This is a genomic window from Sulfitobacter sp. L-8 (assembly GCF_056859255.1).
In genome coordinates, this window is record NZ_JBSXOD010000042.1 from 54,324 (window position 1) to 76,651 (window position 22,328).

General features: G+C 55.1%; 29 protein-coding genes and 1 tRNA gene. 22 read left to right on the top strand and 8 right to left on the bottom strand.

Annotated elements, in window-relative coordinates:
* Positions 1-153: 153 nt before the first annotated feature.
* From AC13DE_RS06460 to AC13DE_RS06470, 3 genes are all read right to left on the bottom strand, one after another.
* Entirely contained in the window at positions 154-957 is an 804-nt protein-coding gene (locus AC13DE_RS06460) for a lytic murein transglycosylase (protein WP_483047406.1), read from the bottom strand.
* A 146-nt stretch (positions 958-1,103) separates the two neighbouring features.
* Complete coding sequence (glnA, locus tag AC13DE_RS06465; RefSeq protein WP_446313499.1) at positions 1,104-2,510, bottom strand: type I glutamate--ammonia ligase; 1,407 nt, start codon at positions 2,508-2,510, stop codon at positions 1,104-1,106.
* A 34-nt stretch (positions 2,511-2,544) separates the two neighbouring features.
* On the bottom strand, positions 2,545-2,883 hold the full coding sequence (locus AC13DE_RS06470) for a P-II family nitrogen regulator (protein WP_446297551.1): 339 nt from the start codon (positions 2,881-2,883) through the stop codon (positions 2,545-2,547).
* A 254-nt stretch (positions 2,884-3,137) separates the two neighbouring features.
* On the opposite strand from AC13DE_RS06470, the gene AC13DE_RS06475 reads away from it, so the two are divergent.
* The 8 genes from AC13DE_RS06475 (at position 3,138) to AC13DE_RS06510 (ending at position 9,654) form a co-directional block, all read left to right on the top strand.
* Positions 3,138-3,998 (top strand): NAD(P)H-hydrate dehydratase, encoded by an 861-nt coding sequence (locus tag AC13DE_RS06475; RefSeq protein WP_483047407.1) that lies wholly within the window; start codon positions 3,138-3,140, stop codon positions 3,996-3,998.
* A 100-nt stretch (positions 3,999-4,098) separates the two neighbouring features.
* A tRNA-Leu gene (locus tag AC13DE_RS06480) sits at positions 4,099-4,182 on the top strand.
* A gap of 90 nt (positions 4,183-4,272) precedes the next feature.
* Complete coding sequence (locus AC13DE_RS06485) at positions 4,273-5,838, top strand: DUF6538 domain-containing protein (RefSeq protein WP_483047408.1); 1,566 nt, start codon at positions 4,273-4,275, stop codon at positions 5,836-5,838.
* Positions 5,839-5,928: 90 nt separating this feature from the next.
* On the top strand, positions 5,929-6,936 hold the full coding sequence (locus tag AC13DE_RS06490) for a phage portal protein (RefSeq protein WP_483047409.1): 1,008 nt from the start codon (positions 5,929-5,931) through the stop codon (positions 6,934-6,936).
* Positions 6,933-7,115, top strand: coding sequence for a hypothetical protein (locus AC13DE_RS06495; protein WP_483047410.1), 183 nt, complete (start codon positions 6,933-6,935; stop codon positions 7,113-7,115). Before AC13DE_RS06490 ends, AC13DE_RS06495 begins: the two co-directional genes overlap by 4 nt.
* Positions 7,112-7,441 (top strand): gene transfer agent family protein, encoded by a 330-nt coding sequence (locus tag AC13DE_RS06500; protein ID WP_483047411.1) that lies wholly within the window; start codon positions 7,112-7,114, stop codon positions 7,439-7,441. Before AC13DE_RS06495 ends, AC13DE_RS06500 begins: the two co-directional genes overlap by 4 nt.
* Positions 7,438-9,009 carry a phage major capsid protein gene (locus AC13DE_RS06505; protein ID WP_483047412.1) on the top strand — a complete coding sequence of 524 codons (1,572 nt, stop codon included), beginning with the start codon at positions 7,438-7,440 and terminating at the stop codon, positions 9,007-9,009. Before AC13DE_RS06500 ends, AC13DE_RS06505 begins: the two co-directional genes overlap by 4 nt.
* A 6-nt stretch (positions 9,010-9,015) precedes the next feature.
* A complete protein-coding gene (locus AC13DE_RS06510) occupies positions 9,016-9,654 on the top strand; it encodes a hypothetical protein (RefSeq protein ID WP_483047413.1) in 639 nt (212 codons plus the stop codon).
* Here AC13DE_RS06510 and AC13DE_RS06515 read toward each other — a convergent pair.
* Entirely contained in the window at positions 9,645-9,878 is a 234-nt protein-coding gene (locus tag AC13DE_RS06515) for a hypothetical protein (protein ID WP_483047485.1), read from the bottom strand. The two genes, AC13DE_RS06510 and AC13DE_RS06515, sit on opposite strands and share 10 nt — an antisense overlap.
* A 21-nt stretch (positions 9,879-9,899) precedes the next feature.
* Here AC13DE_RS06515 and AC13DE_RS06520 point away from each other — a divergent pair, with 21 nt between their 5' ends.
* Entirely contained in the window at positions 9,900-9,989 is a 90-nt protein-coding gene (locus AC13DE_RS06520; RefSeq protein WP_483047478.1) for a hypothetical protein, read from the top strand.
* Between the two features lie 20 nt (positions 9,990-10,009).
* On the opposite strand, the gene AC13DE_RS06525 is transcribed toward AC13DE_RS06520, so the two are convergent.
* Positions 10,010-10,405 (bottom strand): hypothetical protein, encoded by a 396-nt coding sequence (locus AC13DE_RS06525; protein ID WP_483047414.1) that lies wholly within the window; start codon positions 10,403-10,405, stop codon positions 10,010-10,012.
* 86 nt (positions 10,406-10,491) lie between these two features.
* Here AC13DE_RS06525 and AC13DE_RS06530 point away from each other — a divergent pair, with 86 nt between their 5' ends.
* From AC13DE_RS06530 to AC13DE_RS06565, 8 genes are read left to right on the top strand one after another with little or no spacing between them, the layout of a single operon-like run.
* Positions 10,492-11,025 carry a hypothetical protein gene (locus AC13DE_RS06530; protein WP_483047415.1) on the top strand — a complete coding sequence of 178 codons (534 nt, stop codon included), beginning with the start codon at positions 10,492-10,494 and terminating at the stop codon, positions 11,023-11,025.
* Positions 11,022-11,318 carry a head-tail connector protein gene (locus AC13DE_RS06535; protein ID WP_483047416.1) on the top strand — a complete coding sequence of 99 codons (297 nt, stop codon included), beginning with the start codon at positions 11,022-11,024 and terminating at the stop codon, positions 11,316-11,318. Before AC13DE_RS06530 ends, AC13DE_RS06535 begins: the two co-directional genes overlap by 4 nt.
* On the top strand, positions 11,305-11,721 hold the full coding sequence (locus tag AC13DE_RS06540) for an HK97-gp10 family putative phage morphogenesis protein (RefSeq protein WP_483047417.1): 417 nt from the start codon (positions 11,305-11,307) through the stop codon (positions 11,719-11,721). Before AC13DE_RS06535 ends, AC13DE_RS06540 begins: the two co-directional genes overlap by 14 nt.
* Entirely contained in the window at positions 11,718-12,137 is a 420-nt protein-coding gene (locus tag AC13DE_RS06545; RefSeq protein WP_483047418.1) for a DUF3168 domain-containing protein, read from the top strand. The genes AC13DE_RS06540 and AC13DE_RS06545 overlap by 4 nt, the downstream gene beginning before the upstream one ends.
* Before the next feature lie 2 nt (positions 12,138-12,139).
* Positions 12,140-12,460: a phage head closure protein gene (locus AC13DE_RS06550; RefSeq protein ID WP_483047419.1), complete on the top strand. Its 321-nt coding sequence runs from the start codon at positions 12,140-12,142 to the stop codon at positions 12,458-12,460.
* Positions 12,457-12,858 carry a P27 family phage terminase small subunit gene (locus tag AC13DE_RS06555; RefSeq protein ID WP_483047420.1) on the top strand — a complete coding sequence of 134 codons (402 nt, stop codon included), beginning with the start codon at positions 12,457-12,459 and terminating at the stop codon, positions 12,856-12,858. Before AC13DE_RS06550 ends, AC13DE_RS06555 begins: the two co-directional genes overlap by 4 nt.
* Entirely contained in the window at positions 12,859-14,517 is a 1,659-nt protein-coding gene (locus AC13DE_RS06560; RefSeq protein WP_483047421.1) for a terminase large subunit, read from the top strand.
* 12 nt (positions 14,518-14,529) lie between these two features.
* Complete coding sequence (locus tag AC13DE_RS06565) at positions 14,530-16,911, top strand: hypothetical protein (RefSeq protein ID WP_483047422.1); 2,382 nt, start codon at positions 14,530-14,532, stop codon at positions 16,909-16,911.
* A gap of 343 nt (positions 16,912-17,254) precedes the next feature.
* Here the strand turns inward: AC13DE_RS06565 and AC13DE_RS06570 are convergent, their stop codons facing one another.
* Positions 17,255-17,752 (bottom strand): hypothetical protein, encoded by a 498-nt coding sequence (locus tag AC13DE_RS06570; RefSeq protein ID WP_483047423.1) that lies wholly within the window; start codon positions 17,750-17,752, stop codon positions 17,255-17,257.
* Between the two features lie 562 nt (positions 17,753-18,314).
* On the opposite strand from AC13DE_RS06570, the gene AC13DE_RS06575 reads away from it, so the two are divergent.
* The 5 genes from AC13DE_RS06575 to AC13DE_RS06595 all read left to right on the top strand — a co-directional run bounded on the left by AC13DE_RS06575 (position 18,315) and on the right by AC13DE_RS06595 (position 20,465).
* A complete protein-coding gene (locus AC13DE_RS06575) occupies positions 18,315-18,443 on the top strand; it encodes a hypothetical protein (RefSeq protein ID WP_483047424.1) in 129 nt (42 codons plus the stop codon).
* A 337-nt stretch (positions 18,444-18,780) separates the two neighbouring features.
* The gene (locus tag AC13DE_RS06580) at positions 18,781-18,990 is read left to right on the top strand and encodes a hypothetical protein (RefSeq protein WP_483047425.1); all 210 of its coding nucleotides are present in this window, start codon (positions 18,781-18,783) and stop codon (positions 18,988-18,990) included.
* 202 nt (positions 18,991-19,192) lie between these two features.
* Positions 19,193-19,360 (top strand): hypothetical protein, encoded by a 168-nt coding sequence (locus tag AC13DE_RS06585; RefSeq protein WP_483047426.1) that lies wholly within the window; start codon positions 19,193-19,195, stop codon positions 19,358-19,360.
* A gap of 58 nt (positions 19,361-19,418) precedes the next feature.
* Positions 19,419-19,952 carry a hypothetical protein gene (locus AC13DE_RS06590; RefSeq protein ID WP_483047427.1) on the top strand — a complete coding sequence of 178 codons (534 nt, stop codon included), beginning with the start codon at positions 19,419-19,421 and terminating at the stop codon, positions 19,950-19,952.
* 213 nt (positions 19,953-20,165) lie between these two features.
* Positions 20,166-20,465 carry a hypothetical protein gene (locus AC13DE_RS06595; protein ID WP_483047428.1) on the top strand — a complete coding sequence of 100 codons (300 nt, stop codon included), beginning with the start codon at positions 20,166-20,168 and terminating at the stop codon, positions 20,463-20,465.
* A gap of 363 nt (positions 20,466-20,828) precedes the next feature.
* Here AC13DE_RS06595 and AC13DE_RS06600 read toward each other — a convergent pair whose 3' ends face one another.
* Together AC13DE_RS06600 and AC13DE_RS06605 are read right to left on the bottom strand one after the other, a co-directional pair.
* Entirely contained in the window at positions 20,829-21,284 is a 456-nt protein-coding gene (locus tag AC13DE_RS06600) for a DUF6236 family protein (protein ID WP_483047479.1), read from the bottom strand.
* Positions 21,285-21,323: 39 nt separating this feature from the next.
* Positions 21,324-21,824: a hypothetical protein gene (locus AC13DE_RS06605; protein ID WP_483047429.1), complete on the bottom strand. Its 501-nt coding sequence runs from the start codon at positions 21,822-21,824 to the stop codon at positions 21,324-21,326.
* Positions 21,825-22,328: the final 504 nt, after the last annotated feature.

The window sequence follows — 22,328 nt, forward strand, 5'->3', positions numbered from 1 at the left end:
GGACGGCAGGGGCCTCTCCCTGGAGAAAATATGACTATATTGCGCTTGAACTGCAATGGGCAACACGTAAGAAAATGTGAGATGCCTTCGGCGAGGATTTAAGACCATTTGGAATTTAAGGGGGCGTACCATTCTGGCGCGCCCCCTTTCGTATCAGCCGTCGATGCGTGCGGCCATCAGGGCGATCGCCTTTTGATAGACACCTGCCGCGTTCCATTGCTTGATGACGTTGAAATTTGCTTGCCCTTCCTGATAACCTACGCCGGGTTGCCAGCCTTTCTGGCGCAGGAAGTTCGCGGTTGAGGCAAGTGCATCCGATTGATTATAGAAGTCCACGCGCCCATCGCCGTTGCCATCCACTCCAAACCGCAGGGCATTGCCTGGCAGGAATTGGGTATGGCCTAGTTCGCCGTGTTTGGCACCTTTGGTGGTGCCTGTAATTGCGCCAGCATCCACCAGTTTCAACGCGCCGATCGCGTGGGGCGCAAAAAAATCGGAACGACGGCAATCGTAGGTCAGGGTCGTGATCGCTGACACCACGGATGTGTCCCCCATGAAGCCACCAAAGGCCGTTTCCATGCCATGGATCGCAATGATCACACCAGCAGGCACCCCGAAAAGGGCTTCGATGGATTTATAAAACTGCGCGTCGCGCGCTTTGCGTTTGCGGCCCTGTGCCACGATGGTTTCAGCACCACGCACCTGCATAAATTTGCTGAGTGAATATTTGAATGACTTCTGGTTGCGGTCCGCAGAGATCGTGCTGCTGGCGTACTTCGCGGACGCCAGGGCATCCAGGCCCTTCTGGCCGACACCGGCCGCCACGGCCTCTGCGGCGAATGCAGGTTTCCAGGCGTTGAAACCCGCCGCGTCATTGCCGCATTCGGCTGCGACGAGAGGGCTGGCGGCGGCTATTGCCACAAGGCATGCCGTGGCGAATTCGTGAAATGGGCGCATAAATAACCTCTGCATAATCGAATAAACTTTCTTGATACTATCGTGTGCGCCACGGGCTGCAAAGGGGGGGCTGTTCTCAAAACGAAGGGCACCCCGGAGTGGGATGCCCTTGCATTTGGTCAACTGTCGGGCTGACGCCCGAAAGATCAGCAGCTGTAGTACATGCCGAATTCGACAGGGTGCGGAGTATGTTCGTATTTGTGAACTTCTTCCATCTTGAGTTCGATATACCCGTCGATCTGATCTTTGGTGAATACGTCACCGGCCAGCAGGTAATCCATATCGCCTTGCAGTTCTTCCAGTGCTTCGCGCAGCGATCCGCAAACCGTTGGGATATCGGCAAGCTCTTCTGCGGGCAGATCATACAAGTTTTTGTCCATGGCCTCGCCTGGGTCGATCTTGTTTTTGATCCCGTCAAGGCCGGCCATCAGCAACGCAGCAAAGCACAGGTAAGGGTTGGCTGCGGGATCGGGGAACCGGGCCTCGACGCGCTTGGCCTTGGGGCTTTCTGTCCACGGGATACGGACGCAGCCAGAGCGGTTGCGCGCGGAATATGCGCGCAGGACCGGCGCTTCGAAGCCGGGGATCAGTCGCTTGTAGCTGTTGGTCGCCGGGTTGGTGAAGGCGTTCAGCGATTTTGCGTGGGACAGAATGCCACCGATGAACCAAAGCGCTTCCTGGCTGAGATCCGCATATTTGTCGCCTGCGAAAAGCGGCTTGCCGTCTTTCCAGATCGACATGTTCACATGCATGCCGGACCCGTTGTCGCCGTAGATCGGCTTGGGCATGAATGTCGCGGATTTGCCGTAAGCGTGGGCCACGTTGTGGATCACATACTTGTATTTTTGCAACTCGTCGGCTTGATGCGTCAAGGTGCCGAAAATCAGGCCAAGTTCATGCTGGCAAGACGCCACTTCGTGGTGGTGCTTGTCGACCTTCATGCCAAGACGCTTCATTGTCGACAGCATTTCGGCGCGCAGGTCTTGCGCTTCGTCGGTAGGGTTTACCGGGAAATACCCACCCTTCAGGCCCGGGCGGTGACCCATGTTACCCATTTCATAGTCGGTGTCGGAGTTCCAAGAGGCGTCTGATGCGTCCACCTCATAGGATACTTTGTTGATGGTGTTTGAGAATTTCACGTTGTCGAACAGAAAGAATTCGGCTTCCGGACCCATATAGGCCGTGTCGCCAATGCCAGAGGACTTCAGGTAGGCCTCTGCCTTTTGCGCCGTGCCGCGGGGGTCACGATCGTAGGCTTCGCCGGTGTCCGGCTCAACAATCGAGCAATGCACGCAGATTGTTTTTTCGGCATAGAACGGGTCTACATAGGCAGTGTCCGTGTCCAGCATCAACTTCATGTCCGAGGCTTCGATGCTTTTCCAGCCCGCAATCGAAGAGCCATCGAACATAAAGCCTTCTTCGATAAAGTCCTCATCGACCAAGTCAGAGACGATCGTGACGTGCTGCAATTTACCGCGGGTATCGGTAAAGCGCACGTCAACGTATTCAATGTCCTCGTCTTTGATCTTCTTCAGGAAGTCCTTGGTGCTCATTGGATGATATCCTTTTACTTAAATCTCGGAATATTTACAGCGCGTCTGAACCGGTTTCGCCGGTGCGGATGCGGATTGTCTGTTCGACGGGGCTGACAAAAATTTTGCCATCACCAATCTTTTCGGTTTTCGCAGCGTTTACGATGGCTTCGATGGCGGCGTCTACCTGATCATCATCAAGAACGATCTCGATTTTTACCTTCGGCAAAAAGTCGACGACGTATTCAGCGCCGCGGTACAGTTCGGTGTGACCTTTCTGACGGCCAAAGCCTTTGACCTCGATAACGCTAAGGCCCTGAACGCCAACTTCCTGAAGCGCCTCTTTGACTTCATCAAGCTTGAACGGCTTGATCACAGCTTCGATCTTTTTCATTTGAGGCCTCCCTGCCAGACACGGTGTTCAATCGTATTACATCAGCGTCATTTCACTATGCAGGCTGACGGTCTAGCAACCACAGCAGGAAGTCCACATGGGGTGCCAAAAAATTCACAGGTTGGCCTGAAAATTAAGCGTTAAGATTAAAAAATAAGCAATTTGGAAACTTGTGTTTGCCGGTGTCGCGATTGCTCTTTGATTATGCCGTCCCTTAGGGTGTTTTTACGAACAGATAACAGAAGGAAAACCGTGTGAAGCCGAGTCGGATTGTTCGTGAAACGCTTGATATCGCACTGTTGAACAAGCGGCAGGGTCACAAGTACGAACATGGACACGCAGTTGTGGTAAGCGGCGGGTCCGGGCGCACCGGTGCAAGTCGGCTGGCGGCCAGGGCCGCGTTGCGGATCGGGGCGGGGGCAGTGACCCTGGCGGTACCCCCTGCGGCGCAACTTGAGGTTTCGATGCATATCACCGCATTGATGCAGCGACGGGTTTCAGACGCTGACAGCTTGCACGGCATATTGGCTGACGATCGGATCTCGAGCGTGTGTATCGGGCCGGCTCTTGGTGTCGCTGCATCACAGGGAGAGCTGCTGCAAGCCGTTCTAGAAAGTAAAAAGCCTTGCGTGCTTGACGCTGATGCGCTGACGATATTGGCGCGGAATGAACCGTTGAAAAAGCTGCTTGGGCCACATTGTGTGCTGACGCCTCATGCCGGAGAATTTCAACGTTTGTTTGGAAGCGGAACCAGGGATGTGCCCGCCGCGGATGCGTCGGATCGCAAGGCGCAAATGTGTCTGGCGAGCGCACAGACAGCGGGGGCGATAGTGCTGTACAAGGGGGCTATCACTGCCATTGCTGATCCCGGCGGACGCGTGGCGGTGCATCACGCCTCGGGTAAACGCGCCGCGCCATGGCTTGCCACGGCGGGGGCGGGGGACGTTCTGGCAGGAATGATTGCCGGACTGATCGCGCGGGGCATTGAGCCCTTCGTGGCGGCGCAATACGCAACCTGGTTGCATGTCGAGGCAGCGCTAAGTTTTGGACCGGGGCTGATCGCCGAAGATTTGACCGAAGAGCTACCTAGGGTATTTCGTGAACTGGGCTGTTAACTGAAGGTCAGTGCGGTTCAGGAATGTGCGAAAAAACTATCAAGTTTCGGTGTTTTTACCTCTCGCCACCAGTGAACTTGTTTGATAATGAGCCTGCAATGCGGGTGTGGCGGAATTGGTAGACGCACCAGATTTAGGTTCTGGCGCCTATGGCGTGGGGGTTCGAGTCCCTTCACCCGCACCACTGTAACCCCTTGAAATCAAATAAATCCCTTGCAAATAAGGCACTTTGGCCGTTCAACGGTTACAGTTTTGGTTACAATCGGGGTTTTCAATGGCTGGCAAGGTCAGGCACTTAATCAATCGTTCCGGCAGGTATCATGCGCGGCTTGTGGTTCCCAAAGACCTGCGCGGAATCGTAGGTAAGACTGAACTGCGCAGCCCTTTGGGTGCTGACTATCGGCAGGCTTTGAGATTGCTACCCGGTGCGGTGGCGCAGCTACAGCACCAGATCGCGCAGGCGGAGCGCAGCGCAGGGCAGGGACGCGCACAGACCGGCCCCGCACGTTACCCGCTGGCACCCGACCAGATTGCCCTAAGTCATTACATGCAGCGGCTGGCGTTTGATGATGAATTGCGAAACGATCCGCGCTACGTGGCAACCGGCATTGATGATCTTTATGTCCACAGGCTGCGCGATGCAATTGCAGGCCGCGCCAGTAACGACGAGATGGCCGCGCTGATCGGTGACCAGCTTGAAAGGTTCCGAGCCGCAGGTAACATCGATGCAGCGCAGGGCAGTGATGAATGGCGCGTGATCGCCCGTGCATTGTGCAGCGCAGAGTTAGAGGCACTGGCACGGGCCGCAGAACGCGACGAAGGCGACTTTAGCGGCATCCCTACAACGCCGCTCATTAAAAATGCTGCACAGGCCGATAAAGCACCCACGCCGGTCAGCCTCACAGGGCTATGGACCGATTACCTAAATAGTCGCATGCAGGCGGGCTTCATGCGTGACAAGGGGCAGCGGCTGCGCCCAGTGATCGACAACTTGCGCAAGTTTCTCAAGCACAACGACGCTGGTCGCGTGACGAAGAAAGACGTGCTGGCTTGGCGAGACCACCTTATGAAAACGCTATCGCCAAAGACAGTGAACGATATCTACCTCTCAGCTTTAAAATCCGTGATCGCTTGGGCTGTAGAAAATGATCGGTTGCCCGAGAACGTGGCCGCAACAGTGCGACAGCCAAAGCCGCGGAAAGTGTATGGCCGTGAACGTGGATACACCGATGACGAAGCCAAGAAGGTATTGAAGGCGTCACGCACGTATCAATCGACACCGGACGAGTTTGGACGTGTGCGTGAATCTACGCAAATGGCGAACGTGAAGCGATGGGTGCCGATCATCTGCGCATTTACCGGTACGCGTGTTTCCGAAATCATCCAACTGCGCAAAGAGGACGTGACAAAGGTAGGTGATTACTGGGTGGTGCGGATCACACCGGACGCAGGTACAGTGAAGGCCGGTGGATATCGTGATGTGCCGCTGCATGCACAGATAATAGAAGCGGGGTTTATCGAATTTGTAGAGGGTTCCGACAATGGCCCGTTGTTCCACAATGCGACGAGGGCTGAGAAGTTTAGAAGTGCAGCTGTGATTGTCTCAAACAAGCTATCCGACTGGCTACGCAAGAACGGTCTGGTGCCTGATGGAGTTCAACCAAACCTCGCATGGCGGCACCGGCTCAAAACACAGTGCCGCGAACTTGGTATCTCGGATCGTGTCGCTGATGCAATCCAAGGCCATGCGGGTAGGACCGCCGCTGATAACTATGGCGATGTCACAATCAAGACCAAGGCCGATGCAATCGCGAAGCTTCCACGGTACCAGTTGATCTAAATGAAATGTAATAACATAACATTTTAGGGATTACCGATGGTTACAAGGTGTGGTATATAGATACCACGCTTAGCACCTTTCGGATTATCCATGTCCATAATTAAACGACTTTTCAGCAAGCCCGAAACTAAAGCCTTGACTCTATCGGACCCAACAGCTTTCGAGCTGTTCGGCCTGACCCCTACGGCTTCCGGCATTCATGTTAGCGGAAACTCAGCCCTGCGCGTTCCAGCCGTTGCGTGCGCCGTGGCGCTGATCTCTGAGACCATCGGTGCCATGCCAGCTAAGGTGCACCTTAGCGCCACCAAAGAAGCCGCCAAGGACAGTACCGCGTATAAGCTGGTGCATGGTGAGGCAAATGAGTGGACCAGCGCAGGCCAGCTGCGTGAAGCCCTCACCATCGACGCCCTACTGACCGGCAACGGCTTTGCCCATGTCGCGCGGCTGACAGATGGCACACCCTTTGGGCTGCACCGGCTGGACCCGGCTACGGTGCGCACTGATTATGAGCCGGACGGTGAACCTTTCTACATCGTTCAGACTGATCAGGGACCGCGCCGCTACAGCTACCGCGATATCCTGCATATCCAGCCGTTCGGTGGCGTCTCACCGATCACCCTTGGCCGTGAAGCTATCGCCCTCAGTCTTGCCTTCGAACAGCACATCGCCAGCCTGTTTGCCAATGGCGCGCGCCCTTCTGGCATCATCAAAAGCGAAAAGGTGCTGGACGTAGAGGCCAAGAAAAAGATCGCGGCTTCTTGGTTCAACACTCATGCGGGGCGCAACGCCGGCGGCACCGCGATCTTGGACGAGGGCATGAGCTACGATCAGCTTTCTATGACCCTTGCCGACGCGCAGTTCGCAGAGAACCGCCTTGAACAGATACGCGAGATCGCCCGCGTCTTTCGGGTGCCGCCTACCATGCTCTTTGAACTGACACGCGGCACATGGTCCAACACTGAGGAAATGGCGCGCCAGTTTTATGCCATTACCCTTAAGCCATGGCTGACAAGCTGGGCATGGGCTTATGCGCGCGTCCTGTTCACGCCAGAGGAACGCGCCGCGTTTATGTGGAATTTGTCACCGATGACCTGTTGACCACGAACGCCGCCGCCCGTGCCGGTGCCTATGGGCAATACCGCAGCATGGGCGCGATGACAGCCAACGAAGTGCGCAGCGGCTTAAACCTCGCACCCCTGCCAGACGGTGACAGCTTAGCCAACCCCTACACAACGTCCGGCGCGGCTGACCCGGCACCAGAAGGTGACACAGTATGATCACGCACCGCGCTTTCTTTGGCACTGCCGAGCATGCTTTTTGCCTGACCGATGACATGATCACCGAACTGGAACGGATCACGGACATTGGCATCGGTGCATTCTATCAACGCATCATCGCGATGCACTTCAAAGCCGCAGACCTTGCCGAGATCATCCGGCTTAGCCTCATCGGTGCTGGGATGCACCCGCAAGAGGCGATGCAGCTTGTCGGTACTTATGCGCGCAATCGCCCCATGTCCGAAATTTTCCCATTGGCGCTAGATATTCTTGACGCCCGGTGGAACGGCACAAACGCCCCGGCAACCGGAGATATACCACAATGACAGACCGCATTGAAATCAAGGCGGTACTGTCCGTCACTGACACCGGCGAGATCACCGGTACAGCATGGCCCTATGGCACACCAGACCGCGTAGGCGACATGATCGAAAAGGGCGCTATCACCACACCTGCAACCCTGCCCATGCTGTTCGCGCACGATCAGGGTCAGGTCATCGGCGTCTGGGACACTATCACAGAATCTGACACCGGCCTGACCGTAAAGGGGCGCTTGCTGGTGGATGACGTAGAGCGTGCGCGTGAAGTGCGCGCTATGATCCGTAGCAAGGCCGTCACCGGCCTGAGTATCGGCTTTGTGACGAACAAGGCCACCCCCCGCGCCAAGGGCCGCACGATCACCGCGCTGACCCTTCATGAAATCTCTGTTGTCGCCATCCCGTGTCATCCGGGCGCGCAGATCACGTCCATCAAGTCCGATGACACCACCATGAACAAGGAAACCCACATGGAACCCGAAGAAATCGAACAAATGATTGCAGACGCAATCGCAAACATTCCGGCCAATGACGCGCCCAAAGCCGATCAAAAGGCTTTTGACGCGGTAGTCAAACGGCTGGACGCTATGGAAGCCAAGGCCAACCGGCCCCAAGGCGTTCATATCACCGGCCCCGTAGCTGACGAAGAAACCAAGGCATTCGGCAACTTCCTGCGCCGTGGCGTTGAACGTATCGCACCAGAGGAAGTCAAAGCCCTGACGGTTGGCACAGACGCCAATGGTGGTTTTCTCGCACCCAAGGAATTTGGCAGTGAGCTGATTAAGCTGCTGAACGAGTTTTCACCCCTGCGCCAGTATGCGAAGGTGATCCAGATCAGCGCCCCGTCGATTACCTACCCGCGCCGCGTCACCGGCACAGCTGCGACATGGGTCGCCGAGATCGCCAGCCGCACCGCATCCGGCATGACGTTTGAACAGGTGACAATGACACCGCACGAGCTAGCGACATTCACGGACGTGTCGAACGCGCTGCTTGAAGACAACATCTATGATCTTGAAGGCGAGCTGCTGTCTGACTTCGCGGAGTCATTCGCGAGAACAGAAGGGCTGGCATTCGTCAAAGGTACTGGCGCTGGTCAGCCGTTCGGCATCATGGCCGAGTCTGGCATTGCCGAGCTAAAAACCGGCGTTGCGGCGAACTTCCCCGCGTCAAACCCTGCTGACGTGCTGGTCGCCATGTATCACAAGATCGCCACGACCTACGCTCAGTCCGGTGTCTGGATGATGAACCGCAACACGCTGGCAATCGTCCGGCAGTGGAAGGATGGCAATGGCCGCTATCTCGTGCTTGATCCGATCACCGCGGGCGCACCCTCGACATTGCTGGGCCGCCCTGTTGTTGAGATGGTGGATATGGACGATATCGGCGCAGACAAAAACCCGATCCTGTTCGGTGATATGTCCGGTTATCGGATCATCGACCGCGTTGGCCTGACCACGCTGCGCGACCCCTATAGCTTGGCCACCAACGGTCAAGTGCGGTTCCATGCCCGCAAGCGTGTCGGTGCTGACATAACGCACAAAGACCGCTTCGTTAAGCTGAAGTGCGCGGTGTAAGCGACTATGAACACCCGGCCCGCAACTGACGTTACCCTGACCTACGGTGATCACACCGTATGGCTCAGGCCGTCTTTGCGGGCCGCTACTGTGTTAGAGCGCATGCACGGCGGCTTTGTGCCGCTGCTGCAAAAGGTTCAGCAAGGCCATATCGGAATGCTGCGCGAAATTGTCCTTAATTCTGCTACGGATCGCGCAGCTGGTCAGCGTCTTCTACACGCCCTGAAAGGTGCCAAGTTGAAGGACGTGCAAGAAACGCTGACCATACCTGCCTTCGCAATTCTCACAGCGCTGATGACGCCCGACCTCGCCACAGGTCAGGCAGAGGCCACGAAGGCACCGACCGGTAAGCCTGTTCAATGGGCTGACTTCTACACCGACGCCTACAAGATCGCGACCGGCTGGCTTGGCTGGACACCGGACACGGCATGGTCAGCCACCTTACCTGAAATACTGCGAGCCTTCGACGGTCACATCGACCAGCTGAAAGCCGTACATGGTAGCACAGAGGATAACACCAACAGTACCCCGGCGATGTCAGCCGATCAGCGGCAAGCAAACATCGACGCTGGCCTTGATCCTGAATTCGACCGGGAAGGCTTGCGCGCACTAAAGGTGCGGCATTCACAGGCGCGCTACTTATGAGCCGCCCGCCACACCTTTGCCGTTGCGGTAAGATCGTGCCACACGGCACCCGCTGCGCCTGTCAGATCGCCAGCACCCGTGCCCGTAACAAGCGCCACGACGGCAATCGCCCCACAGCCGCACAGCGCGGTTACAACGGTGCATGGCGCGCATTGCGCAAAGCTTTCCTTGCAGCATTTCCACGGTGCGCAATGTGCAACGCACCGGCCACCGTAGTAGGTCATATTATCCCGCATAAAGGCGACATGGTGCTGTTCTGGGACAAGAGCAATCTCCAGAGCCTCTGCGCCCCTTGCCACAACCGGCGCAAACAACGGCAGGAGCGTGCTACATGACCCAGCAATACGCAAATATCTTAAAGCTGCTTCAATGCTTCAAGCTCGGGAAAGGGTCGGTAAACTACATCGGGTCGAGCGCAGAGCGGGTTATTCAGAGTATGTCCGACGAGCTGCCCATTTCGGATGGAAATCGCCATCGATTGGCGTCCAGTGTATCCGCCCATCTTGTTCTTGCTGTTTGCTTTAACACAGACGCCCTGCGTCCCATTCGCGAACGTAGCGACGTTGGATATTTCCGCATCTCTAACGGAGTAAGGATCCGCAAGCCAATCACGTGCATCGCGGACGATCTGCGCTTTTATCGAAGAGCTTACGGGAACAGATGCGGCAATAGCCCCACTGTAATTCTCTGCAGGCTGGGTATCACACCCAAACAATGCGGTAGCCAAAATCAACACGGAAAATCGTTTCATTATGAGTCTCTGATTCTGAGGGCGGAATGCCAACAGCTGGACATCACACTAAGCTTATTGCGCAATCAAGATAGAAAGCATTCGCTATGAGCGCAGAACAAAACCTCTCGCGCGAAGTGCTGTTGGTCACGGTGCAGGACGCCCTAAGCGGCTGCACCAGTTCAGGTGAGCCTAAGTCTGCGAAGCTGAAGGCGACCCAAGAGGCGCGGCACTACCTGACCATTGCCAACCCTGACTTTGATTTGGTCTGCACGATGGCTGACCTCGACCCGGTTGCTGTGCGTGACGCGATAGCCAAGCGCCTGCTTGATGCACCATCACCAAGAGGCTTGAGCGCAACTAAACGCCAAGCATCCCGCGATGAGCATTCAGGCAAGCTGATCACTCACAACGGTGAAGCCATGCGCGCAAGTGCATGGGCGAAGCGCATCGGTGTGAGCACTCAGACCATCCATGCACGGCTCAAATGGGGTTGGTCAGTTGAACGCACGGTGACCACACCGCCAAGGTCACGCCGCCGGGGGGTAGGTCCAGACTTTGGGGAGGGGCAGAAGACCGGCGCGATGACAGCCGCACAAGATGGCAGTGAAATAGATTTTACAAAGGAAACCCAACAGTGAGTAACGTAACGCTGGGGCTGATCAAGGCGCAACTGAACCTCGAACACGATCTTGACGACGGCCTGTTGCGGCACAAATTGCGCGTCGCTGAAGAATGGATTGCGAACCACACTGGTAAGCCCTTTGTTGATCCTATTCCGGCTTCCTTCATAGAGGCCGCGCTACAGCTGGCCAGCTTCTGGTATGTCAATCGTGAGGCCGCGACAGACATGCGCCTGAGCGCCGTGCCATTTGGTGTGCTAGAACTGATTGCCCCTTACCGCGAGAGTGTGACCGGCCATGTCGCGACTTAAAGGATCAGCGGAACTCGAAAAGCGCCTGCTGGCGATACCCCGTGGGGTATTGGTAGAACTGCGCCCCGCGTTGGTTAAAGGCGCGCAGGACATTGAATCTGCTATGGAAATGCTAGTGCCAGAAGATCAGGGCGACTTGCTAGGCAGCATTCAAGTCACCGGACCCGGCGAAACGACATCTGATTATGCTGAGGGCGGTGGCAGCGTCACATTGAAAGAAAATCAGGCGGCGGTCACTGTGGGCAATACCGACGTGCGGTATGGTCATATCGTTGAGTTTGGCAGCGTGAAGATGGAAGCGCAGCCATTCATGCGGCCTGCGTTCCGGCTCAAAAAGGCCAAAGTACTGCGCCGTATCCAGAGCGCCATCACAAAGGCAATAAAAGCGAACAGTGGCAAATGATGATTGAACCATCTGTAAGCCTGCAAACCGCCCTGCGCGCCACCCTGATCGCAGACCCGGCAGTTACCGCACTGGTGCAGCCTGAGCATATCCGCGCAGGCCGTGCTGACCGCTTTCCCTGCGTGATTATGTCCGGTGCCAGCACTCAATATCTGGGCCGCGCGTCCGGTGATCAGCACCTTGCCCGCGTGAACCTCGATTGCCACGTCTGGGCGATTGAAGACGGTCCGGACACTGCCAAGGCTATCGGCTTTGCAGTGAGCCGCGCGGTGATTGGCATGGCCGACGCTCAGGACGGTTTCGACATTGATCAATTGGACCAACCCCGCGTGATCTGGTTGCGCGACCCACAGCCTGAGCTTGCCTACACACACGGCGTGATTGAGATCGAAGCCGTAATCCGGTGGCGGTATTGACCATGACCATGATGAAAGCAGGCGCAATGCGCCACCAGATCACACTGGAGCGGATGACAGAAACGGTGCAACCCTCCGGTGCCGTTACGCAGATATGGGCCAGCTACGCCACACCGCGTGCCGAGGTGGTCCAACAAGAGCTTACGGACTATCTGTCCGGCGCTGGCGAAGGCACGACCGGCACGATCGCTTTCCGGCTCTGGTATGTACCGAACGTCTCGACCGCTGACCGGATCACCTACAACGGTGCGACCTATGCAATCTCCGGCGTGTTGGAGATCGCCAACGGTCGCGGGTTGGAGATCAGGGCGGTGACGCAATGAGCGTACATCTGCGCGGTGTGAAGCCGCAAGTATCCACCTCAAAAGACGCCCTCACAAAAGCACCGCGGGTGCCTGAGTATTTTAGCCCATTCGCCGCGGCTGAGTGGAAACGCATCATGCCTGGTCTGATCGCCGCGCGCATCCTGACCAAAGGCGACCTTGGCGGTGTGGAAGAATACTGTCTTATGCGTGGCGTTGTGCGCGAGATTGAAACCAACCGCGCCTTGAATGGTGGCGAGATCGACGCCAAGCTGTTCGGCGTCCAGAACCGCGCAGCACAGACCGCACGCCAGCTTGCCGCAGAGCTGGGATTATCCCCGGTCAGCCGTGCGCGCATTGGCACCGCAAGGGATGACGACGCAGACAGCGGCTACGTCAACCCGCTCAGTATCAAGTGAATGGACGGCTCAGGGATCATAGACGCGACACAGGCGGAATCCGTCGAATTGCCCTCGACCTATCCGGCGTGGGTGCATGATACATCGCCTATCCCTGACCCGCTAGGACATGGTGAACGCGCCGTGCAATTCTTGCGCGCCCTAAGACACCCGGCATCCGATGCACCGGGCCGTGCCTTTCAACTCGCACCATGGCAGGAAAGAATAATTCGCCGGATTTATGGCCCGCGCCACCCCGATGGCCGCAGGATCGTGCAGACGGTGTTCATGCTCATTGGCAGGGGTGGTCGCAAGACCAGCTTGGCAGCTGGGCTGGCGCTGTTGCACACCATAGGCCCAGAACGCCGCCCCGCTGGTCAGGTGGTCGCGGCGGCGGCTGACAGGGATCAAGCGGGCATCCTATTCCGGGAAGCCGCAAACATCATCCGCGAAGACCGCAACCTAATCGCGGCGACGAAGATTTACGACGCCCACAACGCCCCAAAGAAGCTGGTTTTCAAAGCGCAGGATATCACGCTGAAGACATTATCGAGCGACGCCGCCGCCGCCCACGGCCAAACCCCGGCGATGACTTTTGTAGATGAACTCCACGTGTGGAAGGGGCGCGACCTATGGGAAGCGCTTAGATCAGGTGCCGCCAAGGTAGATGATAGCCTGACCGTGATCGCCACTACCGCCGGACGCGGTGCCGAGACGCTGGCCGCAGAGCAGTACAACTATGCCCGCCGTATTGCCCTTGGCGAGATCGACAACCCCGCGTACCTGCCGATCCTGTTCCAAGCCGAACCGGATGACGACTGGCAGGACGAAGCGGTCTGGCACAAAGCAAACCCCGGCCTTACCCACGGCTTCCCGAGCTTGGAAGGTCTGCGCGGTCTGGCGAAAGAAGCCAAGAACAAGCCCGCCGACAAGGCCGCATTCCTGCAATTCAACCTCAACGTCTGGCAGGCCAACAGCCGTGATCCGCTTTTTTCGATGGCGACCTTTGATTCCCGCGCCTTTGATATCGACCTTGCCGACTTCGAAGAACTGCCCTGCTACATCGGAGTTGATATGAGTATCAGCGGCGACCTGACCGCCATTGTCGCGGCTTGGCGGCACGACGATGACCAGATCAGCATTCACCCGTGGCTGTTCGTGCCGGGTGATGACCTCAAAGGCCGCGCAGATCGTGACGGCTTGCCCTATGAACAATGGCGCGACGAAGGCCTGATCACTGTCTGCCCCGGCCCGATCATCGACCACGGCATGATCGAAGACCAGATCAGGGAACTGTGTGCGCGTTTCGATGTAGAGGAAGTCGCCTTTGACCCACACCTTGCCCGCGCCACCATGCAGCGGCTCTATGACGATGGCCTGCCAACAATCGAGTTTAGACAGGCACCTTTGAGCATGGGCGTGGCCGCTGGTGATCTCGAACGCACAGTGAACGGCGAACTTATCCGGCATTCTGGTCATGCGGCGCTGCGCCAGCACTTCGACAGCGTGGTCGCATCGCGGAACCCCACATCCGGCCTGATCAGGATGCACAAAGGCAAGAAGACTGACCGGATCGACGGGGCTATCGCCGCCGCGATGGCTGTGTCCCGAGCCTGCGCCGCTGAAACCAAGCTGAGCAAATACAACGCACCCGAAGCCGAAGGGCTTTTCATATTCTAAGGATACTACCCCATGTCTGACCTTCCCGGCCTTGTCGTCGATATAGAAGCCCGCATCGACAAACTCGAAAAAGGATTAAAGCGCGCCAACGCTGCGCAGAACCGCGCCAGCGACCAAATGGAGCGCCGTGCCCGCCAGAGTGCTGACAAGCTGCGCGACACCTACGGCAAGGCCGGTGACAGCATCCGTGCCACGTTCAAGCGCCTTGGCCCCGGCTTGGCCGGTGGTCTGGTGGGTGGCCTGACCGTAGGTGCTTTGTCTGGTTTGTCACAGAACCTTGGCCGGATCGTAAGCGAGACAGCGCAGATCGGGGATGAGGCCAAACGGGCAGGGGTTAGCGTTCAGGCCTTGCAGGAATGGAAGTTTGTAGGTGCGCAGAACCGCATCGGCATTGATCAGATCGTTGACGGGTTGAAAGAGCTGAACCTGCGGGCTGACGAATTTGTCGTGACGGGGCAGGGCGCGGGAGCCGAAGCGTTTGCCCGCTTGGGGTATGGAGCTACTGAACTTAAGGCCAAACTGGCAGACCCTTCCAAACTGTTGCTTGAGATCATCGGGCGCATGGAAAGCATGGATGAGGCTGCGCGGATCAGGATCAGCGACGAATTGTTCGGTGGATCGGCTGGCGAGCGCTTTGCCGAGTTGGTCAGCCGTGGCGAGGCCAAGTTGCGCGATACCATCCGCGCAGCGAATGACACCGGCGCGGTGCTGGACAGCGAACTGATCGAAAAGGCTGCTGAACTCGACCAACGCTTTGCAGCACTGCAGACACGCGCCGATGTGTTCATGAAATCGCTCGTGATCGGCATTGCTGAGGCTATGCCTAAACTTGGAGAGGTGCGCAGTCATATCGACAACCTCTTTGACAACCCACGGCAGGGCAACGCGCTGTTAGGCGCGGGTATCTATGATGAGCTAAACCGTGATGCCCGCGCGGTAGAGACGCACCGCACAGAGATTGAGGCGCTGGCAAGTGCCTATGATGAAACCGGCTATATCGCTGAGCGCAATGCGACCCGTCTTGCCAAGGTCGCGACAGAGCTGCGCGCTATGGGGCAGACAGAAGCGGCAAGCGCATTGGATCGGGTAGCGACCGAGATGCGCAAGTTGGTCAACGATCTAGCAAGCGGTGCCATCGGCGCGGATGAGTTTGAACAGCGGCTGGCGGAGACAACCGCAACAGCGCAGGCGACACTTGCCGAAGTGAACGCCATCGACGGTGTTGATTTTGGTTATGTCATCGGGGGCCTTAGCCGCTTGGTGAAGGCACTTGCCACAGCGGCGGCGAACGCTCGTGCCCTGCGCGCGAGCCTGCCCGGTGCATTGCCGGGTGGTGAGACAGTTGCGCCGTCATACATGGACCCCGGCCCGAAGTCGCGCAATGGCTACCGCGCCGCGACACCCGGCTTGGCGGTTGGCACATCTCTGCGCCCAGCGCTGCCGAGCGTCGATGCCAGCTTTGGCGCACCAGAGCCGGTTTCCGGCAGTGGTGGTGGCAAGGGTGGCGCTGGTGCGCCGCGGCAGAGCGAGCTTGAACGCGAAATCGAGAATATCGTGCTTGAGACAAATGCCCTTCGTCTTGAGGCTCAAGCGCTGGCAGAAGTATCCGGGGCGCAGCTTCGCTATGGTGACGCTATGGAATTTGCCCGCACTAAAGCTGAGCTGCTGGCGGCGGCGCAACGTGCTGGCGTGGAGGTGACGCCACAGCTTGCCGCCCAGATCGACACATTAGCCAAGGAATACACCGACGCGGGCAGTGCAGCCGAATTGGCGGCGGACAAGATCGAAGAGGTCCAAAATTCCAGCCGCGCCGGTGCAGACCGGATTGCCAGCCTATTTGAAGGTATGGCGACCGGGGCAATGACTGCCAAGCAGGCCGTAGGTCAGCTGATCCTTGAGTTGATCAAGCTGGCGCTCAAGAAGCGGCTGCTTGAAGCTGCCAGCGGGGCAGGTGGATCAGTCTTCGGCAAAGTCTTGCGGGTAGTCGGTGGCGGGTTTGCAGCGGGTGGATACACGGGCGCAGGGGGCAAGCTTGAGCCTGCGGGCATAGTCCACAAAGGCGAGTATGTCCTGAGCGCAGCAGCAACGAAGGCCATCGGTGTGCCCGCACTTGAGGCGCTGCACCAGAGCGCTCAGAGGGGCTATGCAGGCGGCGGCCTTGTAGGTGCTGCCCGCACGCCGTCATTGAGTCCTAAGGGCCATGCCAGCGCCTCTGCGCCCACAATTTCGATCAGCGCCCCGGTGACGGTGAACGGATTGGCAGGCGCGCCGGACCAGAATAACGATCTGGCGCGCAAAATGGCTCGGGAGCTGGAGCAAACGATGCGCGGGACAGTGGCAACTGAAATCCAGCGGAAGATGAGGCCGGGAAATTTGCTATGCAGGAGAACGTAGCGGGCGCTATCGACGTTAGTAAAATAATATAAATAGGTTGCTTTGATTAGAAAAAAGGTCGCCGAGAGGCGACCTTCCAAAGAGCTTGTCGTTCAACCTACTTAAGCACAGCGGCGTGCTAAAATATTTTGACGAGAATACTGTGAAGTGTGAGCGTCATGTTGCGCCGGTTCATGTAAGGCATCCTGATGCATTGCGCTTTTAGACCAACGCTCCCTGGATGCCTCGCGACGTTGGCTGGCATTCTTCATAAACTTAATCTGATCATCTCGATTCAAAGGTGCTTGACCCATGACAAATTCCCACTTCGAATAAACGATTCGTTCACGCGACTGACATACACTTAGGATACATCGTTGCTTTTTACAAACATCCAAATATGTCTGCCCTCGTAAGTGTTGCTCTCGCCACCGACATATCCAACAGATCGTATAGCATCGCAAAGATATTGATATTTAGATAACGCCTTATCTGGCAAGTTGGTTTGAGAGGTCGTCATCACAATTACGTGAGGATCTTGTTGCTTCACGATGTGGGCGGTCATTTCACAAACTACACTGAGTGTAATTCGCCGGTCTTGATCTGAGAGAAAACTCTTCGTTTCCAGCCCATTATCTATGTATCTCGAACCATCTGGAGTGGTTTCTACGATGTCAAACATGAGCTCAGCTGTAAAGTCACCTGTGAAGGGCTCGAGTCTGACAAGCGCAACGTGAGCGCTGTAAAGCACATCGCTCAGCGCGTCATGTCCGAGAGGGTTGATTGCTATGATTTCCAAGTCATTCTTGAGAATGCGCATCTCGAAGGGTTGATCGTGGAAAACATCAAGAACAAACGGCATTAGGCCCCCATGCTAGTTCAGTCCGGTGCAACCTATACCTGAATGCTTGAGTGCTACAACTGGCATGGCGCGAAAGCATCGATCAAGTTACATCGCGTTCTCAGGTCATAACGTGATGCTAGGTGTCGAAATAAACTGTGTATTGATTAGAAGGCTATGAGGACGCAGACGCGCAATAATAGCTAGTATACGCAAGAATAAGGTAGGCAGTTATCATTAGCTGTGATATTTTGTCCCACGAAAGCACCTGCCAGCTAGAGTCGATCTTCTAATTTCAATGACGATCAGACCAGCGCCAAGCCTACCTAGTCAGCCAGTCACGCTGAACAGGAAAATGTTATGGCCCTGCTAAAGAACCTCCAGAACACCGAATACGAGACGGCGCGGAGAGCCGACCAGCCATAGGTCGCAGGTTGTATCCCCGGATGCTCCCCGTCTTAGATGATGGACGCAAGCCGGTAAGGTTGCTCCCCGGCATTGCCGAATAGCACGAGCAAAGATAGCGGCTCTGAGGTAATCGTCTCAACCGCTGGACATGGGTTAGGTTGAAGGTAAGCCGCCCATGTCGCGCAATCTTCGGATTGCGACCGCGTTGACCGAACGGTCAGGAAACGCCGGATATCGCTGGGACAATGGACGCCGCCCAGTTTGGTCACGACAGGCCAAGGTTCGGTTCACCACTTCGACGTAAGCTACATCGTTTCCCCTGATCTGGTCATACACACCAAGGCAAACCCTTGGTCCTTTACACGTATGATCAGATCAGGGGGGAAAGTCATCTCTGTAAGCATATAAATACATATTGATTAAAGTCAGAACATACGCACGAATACCCTTCGGTCAGACCAGATAAAACGTCCGGCGAGCGAAGCGAGACGGGCAAGGCCGAAGGCCGCGCAGGGAGGCCCGCAGGGCCGAGTAGGTGGGTTTTATCATCAAAGCACAATTGTGCGCATCCCACTTGGCCGCTGTCTATAAATGAGTTGCGAGCTTTTTCGCAGAGTGAAACAAAATTCAGAAGGATTAATATGACCGCTAACGAATGTGCGCACATGGCCTATGGGATTGAGCGTCAGGGGTTCAAACACCTCACCGACGGCATCCATCGTGCAAAATTTTACGGGCTGATCAAGGCCGGTGAACTCATCACAAAGCACCTGCAGAACTGCCCGTCCGGCACCACCATCGGTGATCTGTTGAATAAGACCGACGACACAGGTGTGCTGCCCACCAAATAACCTTGACCAAGTAAAGTAAGCGGCCTGTTTGCGTTCGGGCAGGCCGCTTAACCCTCACGTTCGCGACCATGTTTGCGCGTATGTTGAAAAGTAAGTAAGGATTTAAGTATCTGAAAATAAATAATTTAATTAGTTTTCTCTCTTGTGCAGAGATTCCAGATCAGGGAGTCTGGTGGTGTTGTAACACCTTGGAGTGCCTGAGATGGCCACATCTGACATCTACCTACCCGATACCGACTATTACGAGCTGCTGAACGCACTTACTGAGCTGGACCGTGATCCGGCACACCCACACCCATTGCGTGATCGAATAGCTGAGGTCATCGGTGAAATCGGGGGGCTTTGGCCCAAATCTTTAGTGAACGCGTAAATACTTCTTGGCAGAGTAACGGTAACTATGTTATAGTTACTCATCTTAGGAGGAATTGATGGCACTTACACCTGCAGAAAAGCAAAAGGCGTATCGCGCGCGGAAAAAGGCGGAGGCCGAGGTCGCTCAAACAAAAGGGAAGGATATCGCGGTAAGTCTCTACCGGAAGCCTTTCTCTCAGTGGGCGGAAAATGACGCGAACATAGGTGAGTGCGATATGTATATGGCGCTCGCCGGAATGGAGTTCCCGGGATTTGACGACGAACGCGACGCGCAAGACTATGTCATTGATCTCGAAGCGTTCGGTGACATTGAAATATTTGGAGCTGATCACGTTGAAGACGCCAAGGGGGCAATCGGACGCGCCGAGCTGATAATTAGTTGTATGCTAGATACGGTTGTGACGCTGGCGAATTCGGTCAACGAATACAAACGCAATGAGATTCAAGCGCGCCTAAAAGAACTTGAGCAGTCGACTGAGATTGATCGAGCAGCCGCTATGAAGCAGGCCGTAAAGCTCAATAAGATTCTGAACCAGTTAGATAAACCGGTCAGGAGACCTTTCCCACAGTGGAAGGTTACGGGCATCTAAGCCCAAAACCGCAACAAGGCACCGGCGTGAGAACTAGCACCGAGTTGCGGCTGAATGTTCAAAAAAAGGAATGAACAGATGACGAAATCTAACACCAACGTATCTACATTTACAACTCTGTCTGAAAGCGAGTTGTTCAATAGGTTCCTCGACGCTCCATATCGCTGAGAGGGCCTGTCCGCTCTGTCTAAAGCAACGGATAGCGAGGATACCATGTTGGAGCGCTACTTCTCCTACTACGGTTTCGACTCCGTATGTCTCGCTCATGATCTTGCCGATGATATAACTGCAGAGCTACGGACTTGTGATGATCCTCGCTACGAGTTGGATCAGGTCATTGATGGGCTGGAAAGCATGGCCCAGAACCTGCGGATTCTTCGCAGTAGTTTTGAACAGCTTGCCAAGGAAACGCGCACGCCGGAACCAGGCGAAGACGCCACAGACGAAGAATTCCGCATGTGGGAAAAGAACCCTCTCTATGTCCTCGCGGCGACAGAAAGTAACGCAGCATGAAAAGCGGGGCGCAGGTAGAATTTAATGAATCTCTCGAATGCTATGTCGATGAAGTCGGGGCGGACAGCAGTCGGTTGAAGAGGGCTGCACAGGCGGTGGTAGCTGACGAGAATGCGATTACGGATCCGTTCTGCGGTCGTCGGATCGCTAAGTTGAAAAGTCAGAGGTTGCCCTATATAGCGCTGACTTATGCAAGTGCTGCAAAGCTCGTTCTGTCTCATCTAGGCAAGTGAAAGCGTGGCAAAGATATCCGCCGGTGTAATCCGGCGGGTTCTTAGTTTTGTATACACTGCGAAAGCTCTTACCGATCGATGTTTCCAGAGAGTATTTAGTAGACCCTGCAGAAACGTTGCACTAATTACGCTACCACATGCTTTTCTCCATTGACGCTACAAATCTAAAGGGGGACAAATCTCTGTTCGAAATCTTCATCCCGATATCTTTGCTAAAAGAGATAAAACTGGATGCACCTACTAGCAATGCGGTTGTTGAGCCTAATATGAATGACTCAGCCGCAACATACGCCACTGTCGCATTGTAAACATCCCGTGCTGTGAATGATACACTCATCTCCCAACTTGATAGTTGTGATCTTAACCCAACTTCTTTTGATGTGCGAATAAGACTGGAACACGCGGCATCGATTGAGTTCAGAGCCAATTTAAGTTGATGGTCTCGATCTTCAGAGTTCACCCAAGTTTGATAGAACTCATCGAGAACTCGATTGAGGTCATCTACTTCATCTTTTCGTTTTTCCCTAAACTCCAAAATATCGCTAAGTGGAACATCGCGTTGCGGTATTGGGATCGCGCTAGACAGCCGAGTGAGGAGCCCTCGATCATTTTCAAATCTCTGATCTTAAACAATGATTGAATTATGACTGTCTGACATCGCCCATTGGCCTGGATCACGGCTATCTAGTTGAGCAAAGGCGTCTGTAGCAGCTAAAGCAAGCGCCGTGGCGACCTCTCCATTAACCTGATAGCTTGGACGAATCAATTTTTCTGCAGACTGCAAAAACTTTTCATCTTCATTGCTTCCAAGGCGTATTCCATTTGTTTCTGGCCAAGCAACCACATCCCAGAAAAGAATGGATCTCATCAATTCAATTGGATCCAAATTAGAATTTTTGATTAAAACTGAGTTTTCCTTTATCTCCAAAGGCGACGAAAGTATAATCCCTCTGAAATTATCTTTCAATTTCGCCCCAAAAGAAGAAGTGATTGCATTTATAGAAGTAGTGCCATTAAAACGACCCTTTGCTTCATTGGATACTGAGTGCGAAGCGTTTCGCCTTTTTTGGAAGCTTGGGGATACAAGCGAACTTGTGTTTCTGAGGAAGCCATTTTTTTTACCCATCGTCTTTTCCTTTACTTAACGTTTTGTTAGTGGATCTTTAGCTCTAAAATTTTCGACCAATACTCGTGAAAAAGTTAACTGAAAATATAAGATATTATAAAACAGATTGAATTCAGTAAATCTGTGCTAAATCAATCTGTCTACTGCCAATTTTGGAAACTTGCCTGCCAAGCCTGAGAGCCTCAAAACCGCAAGACAAAACGTGGCACAGATCGTGCAGATCGATGGGTATATCTGCCGATATTCGAACGGCTGGAGCGCGAAATTGCCACTGTAGAGTTTGAGCAGGAAACTATAGCGCGTGCCAAGGAACTCGTGCGTGGTTCACGACCGGCCTAAGCGTAATTGACGTAGCGTCACTTGATCCATTTCGAAGTCGGTTACATGGTTACAAAATGCCTCATAACCCATTGATTTATATTAGGCGCGGTCGGGTTCGAGTCCCTTCACCCGCACCACTTTCTTGACTGTCGTAATCGCGTTTATTTTATGTAGCGCCTTAAT

Excerpts from the sequence above, each read along its gene's own strand:
- AC13DE_RS06460 (WP_483047406.1), bottom strand. The coding sequence starts at position 957 with ATGCGCCCATTTCACGAATTCGCCACGGCATGCCTTGTGGCAATAGCC.
- glnA (WP_446313499.1), bottom strand. The coding sequence starts at position 2,510 with ATGAGCACCAAGGACTTCCTGAAGAAGATCAAAGACGAGGACATTGAA.
- AC13DE_RS06470 (WP_446297551.1), bottom strand. The coding sequence starts at position 2,883 with ATGAAAAAGATCGAAGCTGTGATCAAGCCGTTCAAGCTTGATGAAGTC.
- AC13DE_RS06485 (WP_483047408.1), top strand. The coding sequence starts at position 4,273 with ATGGCTGGCAAGGTCAGGCACTTAATCAATCGTTCCGGCAGGTATCAT.
- AC13DE_RS06490 (WP_483047409.1), top strand. The coding sequence starts at position 5,929 with ATGTCCATAATTAAACGACTTTTCAGCAAGCCCGAAACTAAAGCCTTG.
- AC13DE_RS06500 (WP_483047411.1), top strand. The coding sequence starts at position 7,112 with ATGATCACGCACCGCGCTTTCTTTGGCACTGCCGAGCATGCTTTTTGC.
- AC13DE_RS06505 (WP_483047412.1), top strand. The coding sequence starts at position 7,438 with ATGACAGACCGCATTGAAATCAAGGCGGTACTGTCCGTCACTGACACC.
- AC13DE_RS06510 (WP_483047413.1), top strand. The coding sequence starts at position 9,016 with ATGAACACCCGGCCCGCAACTGACGTTACCCTGACCTACGGTGATCAC.
- AC13DE_RS06515 (WP_483047485.1), bottom strand. The coding sequence starts at position 9,878 with ATGACCTACTACGGTGGCCGGTGCGTTGCACATTGCGCACCGTGGAAA.
- AC13DE_RS06520 (WP_483047478.1), top strand. The coding sequence starts at position 9,900 with ATGGTGCTGTTCTGGGACAAGAGCAATCTCCAGAGCCTCTGCGCCCCT.
- AC13DE_RS06525 (WP_483047414.1), bottom strand. The coding sequence starts at position 10,405 with ATGAAACGATTTTCCGTGTTGATTTTGGCTACCGCATTGTTTGGGTGT.
- AC13DE_RS06530 (WP_483047415.1), top strand. The coding sequence starts at position 10,492 with ATGAGCGCAGAACAAAACCTCTCGCGCGAAGTGCTGTTGGTCACGGTG.
- AC13DE_RS06540 (WP_483047417.1), top strand. The coding sequence starts at position 11,305 with ATGTCGCGACTTAAAGGATCAGCGGAACTCGAAAAGCGCCTGCTGGCG.
- AC13DE_RS06545 (WP_483047418.1), top strand. The coding sequence starts at position 11,718 with ATGATGATTGAACCATCTGTAAGCCTGCAAACCGCCCTGCGCGCCACC.
- AC13DE_RS06550 (WP_483047419.1), top strand. The coding sequence starts at position 12,140 with ATGACCATGATGAAAGCAGGCGCAATGCGCCACCAGATCACACTGGAG.
- AC13DE_RS06555 (WP_483047420.1), top strand. The coding sequence starts at position 12,457 with ATGAGCGTACATCTGCGCGGTGTGAAGCCGCAAGTATCCACCTCAAAA.
- AC13DE_RS06560 (WP_483047421.1), top strand. The coding sequence starts at position 12,859 with ATGGACGGCTCAGGGATCATAGACGCGACACAGGCGGAATCCGTCGAA.
- AC13DE_RS06565 (WP_483047422.1), top strand. The coding sequence starts at position 14,530 with ATGTCTGACCTTCCCGGCCTTGTCGTCGATATAGAAGCCCGCATCGAC.
- AC13DE_RS06570 (WP_483047423.1), bottom strand. The coding sequence starts at position 17,752 with ATGCCGTTTGTTCTTGATGTTTTCCACGATCAACCCTTCGAGATGCGC.
- AC13DE_RS06575 (WP_483047424.1), top strand. The coding sequence starts at position 18,315 with ATGTCGCGCAATCTTCGGATTGCGACCGCGTTGACCGAACGGTCAGGA.
- AC13DE_RS06580 (WP_483047425.1), top strand. The coding sequence starts at position 18,781 with ATGACCGCTAACGAATGTGCGCACATGGCCTATGGGATTGAGCGTCAG.
- AC13DE_RS06585 (WP_483047426.1), top strand. The coding sequence starts at position 19,193 with ATGGCCACATCTGACATCTACCTACCCGATACCGACTATTACGAGCTG.
- AC13DE_RS06590 (WP_483047427.1), top strand. The coding sequence starts at position 19,419 with ATGGCACTTACACCTGCAGAAAAGCAAAAGGCGTATCGCGCGCGGAAA.
- AC13DE_RS06595 (WP_483047428.1), top strand. The coding sequence starts at position 20,166 with ATGTTGGAGCGCTACTTCTCCTACTACGGTTTCGACTCCGTATGTCTC.
- AC13DE_RS06605 (WP_483047429.1), bottom strand. The coding sequence starts at position 21,824 with ATGGGTAAAAAAAATGGCTTCCTCAGAAACACAAGTTCGCTTGTATCC.